Origin of the sequence: Cellulophaga baltica, assembly GCF_900102165.1 — a bacterium.
Lineage (GTDB): Bacteria > Bacteroidota > Bacteroidia > Flavobacteriales > Flavobacteriaceae > Cellulophaga > Cellulophaga baltica.
Genome location: NZ_FNBD01000031.1, coordinates 1 through 6,657, shown reverse-complemented (window position 1 = coordinate 6,657; position 6,657 = coordinate 1). Strand labels below are relative to the sequence as shown.

7 protein-coding genes and 1 pseudogene are annotated in these 6,657 nt (G+C 35.5%); 1 reads left to right on the top strand and 7 read right to left on the bottom strand.

What is annotated here, in order from left to right:
* Positions 1–267, top strand: a pseudogene (locus BLQ19_RS20545) (group II intron reverse transcriptase/maturase); the annotation flags it as partial.
* A 325-nt stretch (positions 268–592) separates the two neighbouring features.
* Here BLQ19_RS20545 and BLQ19_RS20540 read toward each other — a convergent pair.
* The 7 genes from BLQ19_RS20540 to BLQ19_RS20510 all read right to left on the bottom strand — a co-directional run bounded on the left by BLQ19_RS20540 (position 593) and on the right by BLQ19_RS20510 (position 6,492).
* On the bottom strand, positions 593–1,489 hold the full coding sequence (locus tag BLQ19_RS20540) for an NmrA family NAD(P)-binding protein (protein WP_074539617.1): 897 nt from the start codon (positions 1,487–1,489) through the stop codon (positions 593–595).
* A gap of 7 nt (positions 1,490–1,496) precedes the next feature.
* On the bottom strand, positions 1,497–2,426 hold the full coding sequence (locus tag BLQ19_RS20535; protein ID WP_074539616.1) for an alpha/beta fold hydrolase: 930 nt from the start codon (positions 2,424–2,426) through the stop codon (positions 1,497–1,499).
* A gap of 79 nt (positions 2,427–2,505) precedes the next feature.
* The gene (locus tag BLQ19_RS20530; RefSeq protein WP_074539615.1) at positions 2,506–3,069 is read right to left on the bottom strand and encodes a Crp/Fnr family transcriptional regulator; all 564 of its coding nucleotides are present in this window, start codon (positions 3,067–3,069) and stop codon (positions 2,506–2,508) included.
* A gap of 256 nt (positions 3,070–3,325) precedes the next feature.
* Complete coding sequence (locus BLQ19_RS20525) at positions 3,326–4,243, bottom strand: hypothetical protein (RefSeq protein WP_074539614.1); 918 nt, start codon at positions 4,241–4,243, stop codon at positions 3,326–3,328.
* Between the two features lie 176 nt (positions 4,244–4,419).
* The gene (locus tag BLQ19_RS20520) at positions 4,420–4,959 is read right to left on the bottom strand and encodes a hypothetical protein (RefSeq protein WP_175444457.1); all 540 of its coding nucleotides are present in this window, start codon (positions 4,957–4,959) and stop codon (positions 4,420–4,422) included.
* A 304-nt stretch (positions 4,960–5,263) separates the two neighbouring features.
* Positions 5,264–6,121: an IS3 family transposase gene (locus BLQ19_RS20515; protein WP_074539612.1), complete on the bottom strand. Its 858-nt coding sequence runs from the start codon at positions 6,119–6,121 to the stop codon at positions 5,264–5,266.
* Positions 6,121–6,492: a transposase gene (locus BLQ19_RS20510; RefSeq protein WP_024479941.1), complete on the bottom strand. Its 372-nt coding sequence runs from the start codon at positions 6,490–6,492 to the stop codon at positions 6,121–6,123. The genes BLQ19_RS20515 and BLQ19_RS20510 overlap by 1 nt, the downstream gene beginning before the upstream one ends.
* Between the last annotated feature and the right edge of the window lie 165 nt (positions 6,493–6,657).

Sequence of the window (6,657 nt, the reverse complement as noted above, 5' to 3'; positions counted from 1 at the left end):
ATCCAAGCAAAGCTTAAAAAGCTGGAAGAATGGCTAAGAAACCGATTGCGGTACTGTATATGGCACCATTGGAAGAAACCAGAACGGAAGCGGAAAAACCTAATCCGTTTAGGTGTAAACCAAAACACCGCCTATGCTTGGAGTCGCACAAGAATGGGAGGATGGGCAGTAGCTCAAAGCCCTATTTTAGGGACTACAATTACCATTAAAAGGTTGAGAATGAGAGGGTATGTTAGTTTAATAGAGTACTACAAACGAGATGTATAATTATTGAACCGCCGTATACGAGACCCGTATGTACGGTGGTGTGAGAGGCGCACTCCGTTCCTAATTAGGGGCGGAGCCGTCTACTCGATTACCTGCTGCCTTTTTCTGTCGCCATGTTAATTCAAATAACTACAGTTACAGTTTTAAAACTTCAGTAAACTTTTTCGATTTCACAACTTAATTTTTTTCTAAATCTTAAAACTCAAAATTCATTTAGATTTTTGAAATAATTCGTCTAAATATGGTTGTAGTTTTTTTATTTCTTTGTCACATCATCATTGTGTTCAAAAGCATAGATAATAAAATCCGTTCATTGAATTTCAACCTACTTTACAAATATCTTGATGTAATCCAAACTCGAAGTCCAAGAAAGATTGTTGTAACGGTTATTCGCTAATTCTGTATGTTGGGTAGTGAACATGGAATACATGTATTGACTTTGTTGAAAGTTGGCATACAACTCATTTTTACCTGCTGGGTTTTCTTCTCGTTGTCTTTTTATGTGGGAAGCAAAATCCTCAAGGCTAGACATTTGATGTATTTTATAGTCCTTCCCGCTTATTTGTTTTATATGATCGTAAATCATATTAGGGCTAACTTGAAAACTAGCAATTTGTAAATTTCTTGGAGCAGTGTCGTCTAGCGCAGCTTCGGCTGTGAAGGCAGCGGTATCATCCATGGTGGTAAAATCTAATTCCCAGTCCGCATTATCGCCCCAATAGCCAATACTTTTTTCCTTTACATTTAAAATCGGTGTGTTGTACATTAAAATGTCTGCAAAGCACCCGTTAAAAATAGAAGTGGTCTGAATGGATGTGCCATCAATGTATGTTTTGAAATCTCTACGCAAATCAAAATTTCTATTCTCTCCGGCTATCAGGTTGTTATAATCTGTGCAAAAGTCAGAAGGAATAAATCTAGGGACACCAGCTTTTATTGCTCCCTCTAAAATGTTTTTTTGTAAGTCAAGTATAACATTTTCCAAGCCTGCCACTGCACATACTACGCATGTAATACCTTCGCAAGAAGTCGCAATTGCATCACTATCGCTCATGTCAATTTGCAAAACGGTTACACCTATTTTTTCAAGGGCTTTTATTTTATCTGAATCCGTAGAATTACGGACGATGGCTCTTACATCTGCACCTTTTTCAATTAATGCCTTGGAAATTCTTTTTCCCAAATTACCTGTTGCACCAGCAACTAAAATTATTTTTTTCATTTTGAATTTATTTTTTATTAGCTAAAAAGGGCACTATTGCCTCAAGTACTTGTTCTGGTGCCTCTTCGAACAAATAATGACCGCTATCTAAAATACCAACTACTTGAACATCTGTTGCGACATACGGCAACCCGATATTCATATGGTTGTAGCTGATATAACTACCTATTCCTAAAACAGGCATGGTGAGTTGCGGATAGTTTTTAGTGTCTTCAATGTCTTGATTAAATGTTTGATACCATGCATTAGATGCCCTGATACTCTCTGTGTCGTTGTATGCCTGGGCATATACATCTCTTTCCAGTTTAGTCATCTTAGACGCATCAATCATCACATAATGGAAAAGCCAATCTTGTAGGTAGTGGAAACGACCTTCTAAAAGTTGTTCTGGCAGTCCTTTCACTTGATTGAAACCCATCCACCATGCGTAAGGCATGTTGCCATCCATTTTTTCATTAAATGTACCGGGTGCTGGCATCAAAGGCATTTGCATCATCCCTTCGTTAGGATGAGCACCATCTAACATCACTAGTTTCTCAACGACTTCCGGATGATTGAAGGCTAAACTCATGGCCACCATACCGCCAATGTCATGCCCCATGATAGAAACCTTCCCTAATTTTAGTTGCTCGATAATACCCAAAATATCTTTGGCCATTGTTTTTTTATCATAGCCCGTTTGGGGTTTTTCAGAACTGCCCATGCCTCGTATATCCACTATAATAACACGGTATTGTTGGGATAATTGTAGGGCAACAGGTCGGTATGAATACCAGGTTTGTGGCCAACCGGGTAAACAAATTAGAGGCGTCCCACTACCACCTTCTACATAATGAAGTTTAACACCATTAGTCGTGATGTATTGGTTTTCAAAGCCAGGTAGATTTTTGATTAATTCCTCGTCTGAAAACTTGTTTGTTGCTGTGTTTTCTTTCATGTCAATTTTATTAATTTATTATGACACAAAAGTAGCGTGAATGTGTATTGGTAAATCTACCAATTGGTAGCAAATGGAGCTACTTGATATTTTTCCTGATTCTACTCAACGCATTGGGTGTAATACCTAAAATGGAAGCCAAGGTCTTAACGGCTATTTTTTTTCCCATTTCAGAATTTTTTGTTAATTGAGCATATCTTTCCTCGGCAGATAAAGTTTGAAAATTTAAAAATTGATCAATCGTTCTGACGGATATATCTTCCCATATCTTTCTTCCAAATTCTTGCCATACGGGGATATGTCCGTATAAAAAATCCATATCAGATTTGTCAATTACCAATAGTCTCGTGTCCTCTATCGCCTCAATATTAAATCTAGAAGGTGTTTTTAGATTTAGACTCGATATTTCTGCAAAGAATTCATTTTGAAAAATGATCCAAGTGGTATTTTCTTTCTCTGGGGTCTCATAAAAAAATCGAAGCCCTCCCGATACTATAAAATAATACTGTGTCGCAATTTGCCCTTTTTTTAAAACCGTTTTCCCCTTCGAAACTGACCTTTCTCTGAATTTTGATAACACTAGGGCTAAATCGATTTCATCAATCCCGACAAACGTTCTTATAAATGATATAAATTCTTCCAATAGTAATTTTTTTACTTTAAAATTCTGTTTGTAGATTTTGGTTTATTGTTGCAGGTAACGGTTTAGCTATGAACAGTACGGGAGCGAATTAGCGTTTGCTTTCCGCCATGCACGTAGCGAAATCTTTTGGTTTTGTTTTTTCTTTTTTGCGTCAAAGCGAAATCCCAAAGATTTCGTGACATCATAAATATACGCAGAACTTGGCGTTTAAGCCCTAAGCCCGTATTGTTTATAGGTTTTGTTGTACCACGTTTTTTTAAAATAAGTCAGGGTAACGTACTTTTAAAATACTGTCTTTTTTTTCTTTCAGTTCCAATGGAGGTAATCCAATCGAAATTCGGTTGCTATCCACCTTTTTAAGGTCATCTATCATACGGGCATATCCACCTCCTTGTGCATGATACGTTCCATAAATTTGAGGCTCGTCATTATACAAATAATATTGGTCAATTATAGTACCTAATGTATTTGGCGAACAAGTTCCGCTTTTGATAAATTCAGTTAGTTTTGGGACGAAGTATTTCATTCTGATGGAGTCAGATGTATGTAATAACATCGTCGAAATATGCACAGATGTTTGGTCTATAGAATAACTTCCGATTACCGTTTCGTTTGGGTATCCAAATTCATTGAATATCTCTATAATTCTATTGGTATTATAAGCATCAATTTCTACTTGTTTCTTTATGTTTTTTTGAAAGTTACCATTTCGATATTTTTGGTCTTCGATTTTCATTTGCTTAATTTTTTCTCGAAGATCTAAATTTATTTTCGACAAAGCCATATTTCGTAAGTAATCATATTCAGAAATCAATTTTTTTCCTTCTTCAGATGCGAATATTTTGTCAAAATTTTCATTCTGCTGAAGCCATTTTATTTCATAACCTCGTTCGATTTGTTTTTTGATAAATTCGATTGCTAATACATTCTTTCCTAAAATCGCACAAGTCTCTGCAAAATTTGCGAGTTCATTATACCCTTCTGTGTTTATCGGTTCACAATAATTAAAAACTTCTTGATACATTTCAAATGCTTTCTTGTAATTTTCAGTTTCAAATGCGATATCTGCTTGATAAAGATTTTGATAGTAGTTTGTAATGTAATCACATTCAGTTTTTGATTCTTTTTTGCAAGAAACGAGTGTAATAAATAGAATGATTATAAAATATTTCATTAGTTTTTTCTCAAATGTGGTACAACGTTCGAGCTATGAACAGTACGGGGCAAAAATACGTTTAACATTCCCCCACGCCCATAGCAAAAATCTTTTGGTTTTGTTTTTTCTTTTTTTCTCGACAAAGCAAAATCCCAAAGATTTTGCGACTTCATAAATATACGCAAACCCTGTGATTAAGCCTTAAGCCCGTATTGTTTATAGGTTTTGTTGTCATTAGTACTTTCCCGTAATACGCTCAGAAACTGCTCCGCTTTTCCTTTTATTTCCGCAATCATTTTGGGGTTTTTATCACTTTCTCTTAAAGTCCAATATTTGTTTAAATTCCAATCCATTTTTCGTCCGTCCCCAGTCCCGATTTGAGTTATAAAGCCCCAAAACCATAAATCGTCCCAAACTTCAAAATCCGTTCCGCTATAATTTTTTCCGATAATTTTGTTTACGCTCTTAAAATTCCAATTTTTTGGTTGAATATTCTTGAAAATTGTAATTATTACAGCATCGACTGGTAAATAAAACAAATCATTCTTTTCTAAATCGCTCGGCGCATCATTCCAAATTTTCAGTTCATTCGGATATTCGTTATTGTGTAAATGAAAAATGCTCTTTGTGAATAGGGCAGAAGTCTTTTCGCCCCAACCTTTTTGATTCTTCATACCGGTATAAAGTCCGTGATAATTTTTCGTTTCTGTTCCATTTGGGTCAATTACGGACATAAATGTGGAAAACGAGTTTAGTAAATCAGGTTTCTCGTAGACTTTTTTATAAAATTCAGCTAGGTTGTCAATTTTCGGTTGACTTTGCGTATTCGCTGTGTGATACAATAAAGAAACGACTTTTTCCGCTTGACTATTCTGCGATTTTACAATTCCGGAATAGTATCTGGTTTGCAATTTCTTATTGTAGATTCGGTTCTCAATTAAAAAGTCAAATATATTTTTTAGTGATTCTTTCAAATGTTAGTTGCTGGTTTTTTCAGTATGTCACGTCCTAAAATACGGCTACAGATTAATATTAGTTTTAAGCGGCATATTGATGCACGTAATTAGGTGTTTTATAATCTAAAGATAAATGTAATCTTTTTGAGTTGTATAATTTGATTGCATTTTTGGCTGCTTTTTTAGCCTGGACCACACTGGTAAATGTTTGATCAAGATAGAATTCATCTTTTAGAATACCGTTTACCCTTTCGGCTAGGGCGTTTTCATAGCAATGATTTTGTTCTGTCATACTGATTTTAATTTTCTTTCTTTTTAGTATTTGGGTATAGACGTTACTGCAATATTGAATACCTCTGTCCGAGTGATGAATAAGGTGTTCAATGTTCTTAGCATTGTAAATAGCCTTATTTAAAGCTCTGACACACCCTTTTAGCTCTAGGCTATCACTTAGGTCGTATCCAACGATTTTACGGGAGTACATGTCTGTAATCAATGCTAGGTAACAGAATCCTTTTATGGTTCTAATATAGGTAATATCAGATGCCCAAACCTGATTAGGTCTATTGATTTTCAAGTCTTTTATACTATTTCCATACTTGTAAAACCGGTGATATGAATTGGTGGTTCTAGAGGAGTACTTCTTTCTTCTAACGAGCAATCGATTTTCTCTTAAGATACGGAACAGCTGGTCTCTACCTACTTTAAGGTGGTACTTATGAAACTCACCTTTTAAGGATCTCATGAGTTTTCTAGTACCTTCTCGAGGTAGTGTTCTTCTGCTTTTTCGAACAAGTTCGAGTACATCTTGTTCTATCTGTTTTTTGATAACAAAACGTTTTTGGAATTTGTAATAGGCATCTCTTTTCATATCAAAGGCATTACAGATAGTACCTATCGAATACAGCCTTTCATTACGGTTTATCGGTGCTACTTTCATCAAGGCTTTATGTTTAAGTTTTTTTTTAATTCTTCAACATCTCTATAGCCCAGGTTTTCGGCGGCTACCTCAAGATAGCTGTCGGTCACCAGTTTGTCTAGGTCCTTTTTAATAAGAAGGTCCTTAAGTTGTTTCAGCTCTTTTTGAAGGGCTTTGATACGGGAAAGTTCGTCGTCTGTTTGCACGGTTACACGGGTGTTCATTAAATCTTTACGATCATACTTTTTGATCCATACATTTATAGTACTGGATTGTATACCGTAAGTTAATGCAATTTGTCTTTTGGAATGGTTTCCTTTGGTAAGTTCTGCCAAGACTTTAAGCTTAAAGCTCTCACTATAGCGTTTTACATATCCATCATTTTTATACATATACTTGAAGTGTTTTGTATACATATTTCAGGACGGGTCAGTATTAATGACAACGTGTTTGTGTATGATTAGTGGCGTGTTTAAGCACCTAATTTAGCAAATAAAAACCGAATAGAAAATCCGCGAGGATTTTCGTAAGTAGGCGAGAACTAGCCATTAATTATA

Excerpts from the sequence above, each read along its gene's own strand:
- BLQ19_RS20535 (WP_074539616.1), bottom strand. The coding sequence starts at position 2,426 with ATGAAAGAAAACACAGCAACAAACAAGTTTTCAGACGAGGAATTAATC.
- BLQ19_RS20520 (WP_175444457.1), bottom strand. The coding sequence starts at position 4,959 with ATGTCCGTAATTGACCCAAATGGAACAGAAACGAAAAATTATCACGGA.
- BLQ19_RS20540 (WP_074539617.1), bottom strand. The coding sequence starts at position 1,489 with ATGAAAAAAATAATTTTAGTTGCTGGTGCAACAGGTAATTTGGGAAAA.
- BLQ19_RS20515 (WP_074539612.1), bottom strand. The coding sequence starts at position 6,121 with ATGAAAGTAGCACCGATAAACCGTAATGAAAGGCTGTATTCGATAGGT.
- BLQ19_RS20525 (WP_074539614.1), bottom strand. The coding sequence starts at position 4,243 with ATGAAATATTTTATAATCATTCTATTTATTACACTCGTTTCTTGCAAA.
- BLQ19_RS20510 (WP_024479941.1), bottom strand. The coding sequence starts at position 6,492 with ATGTATAAAAATGATGGATATGTAAAACGCTATAGTGAGAGCTTTAAG.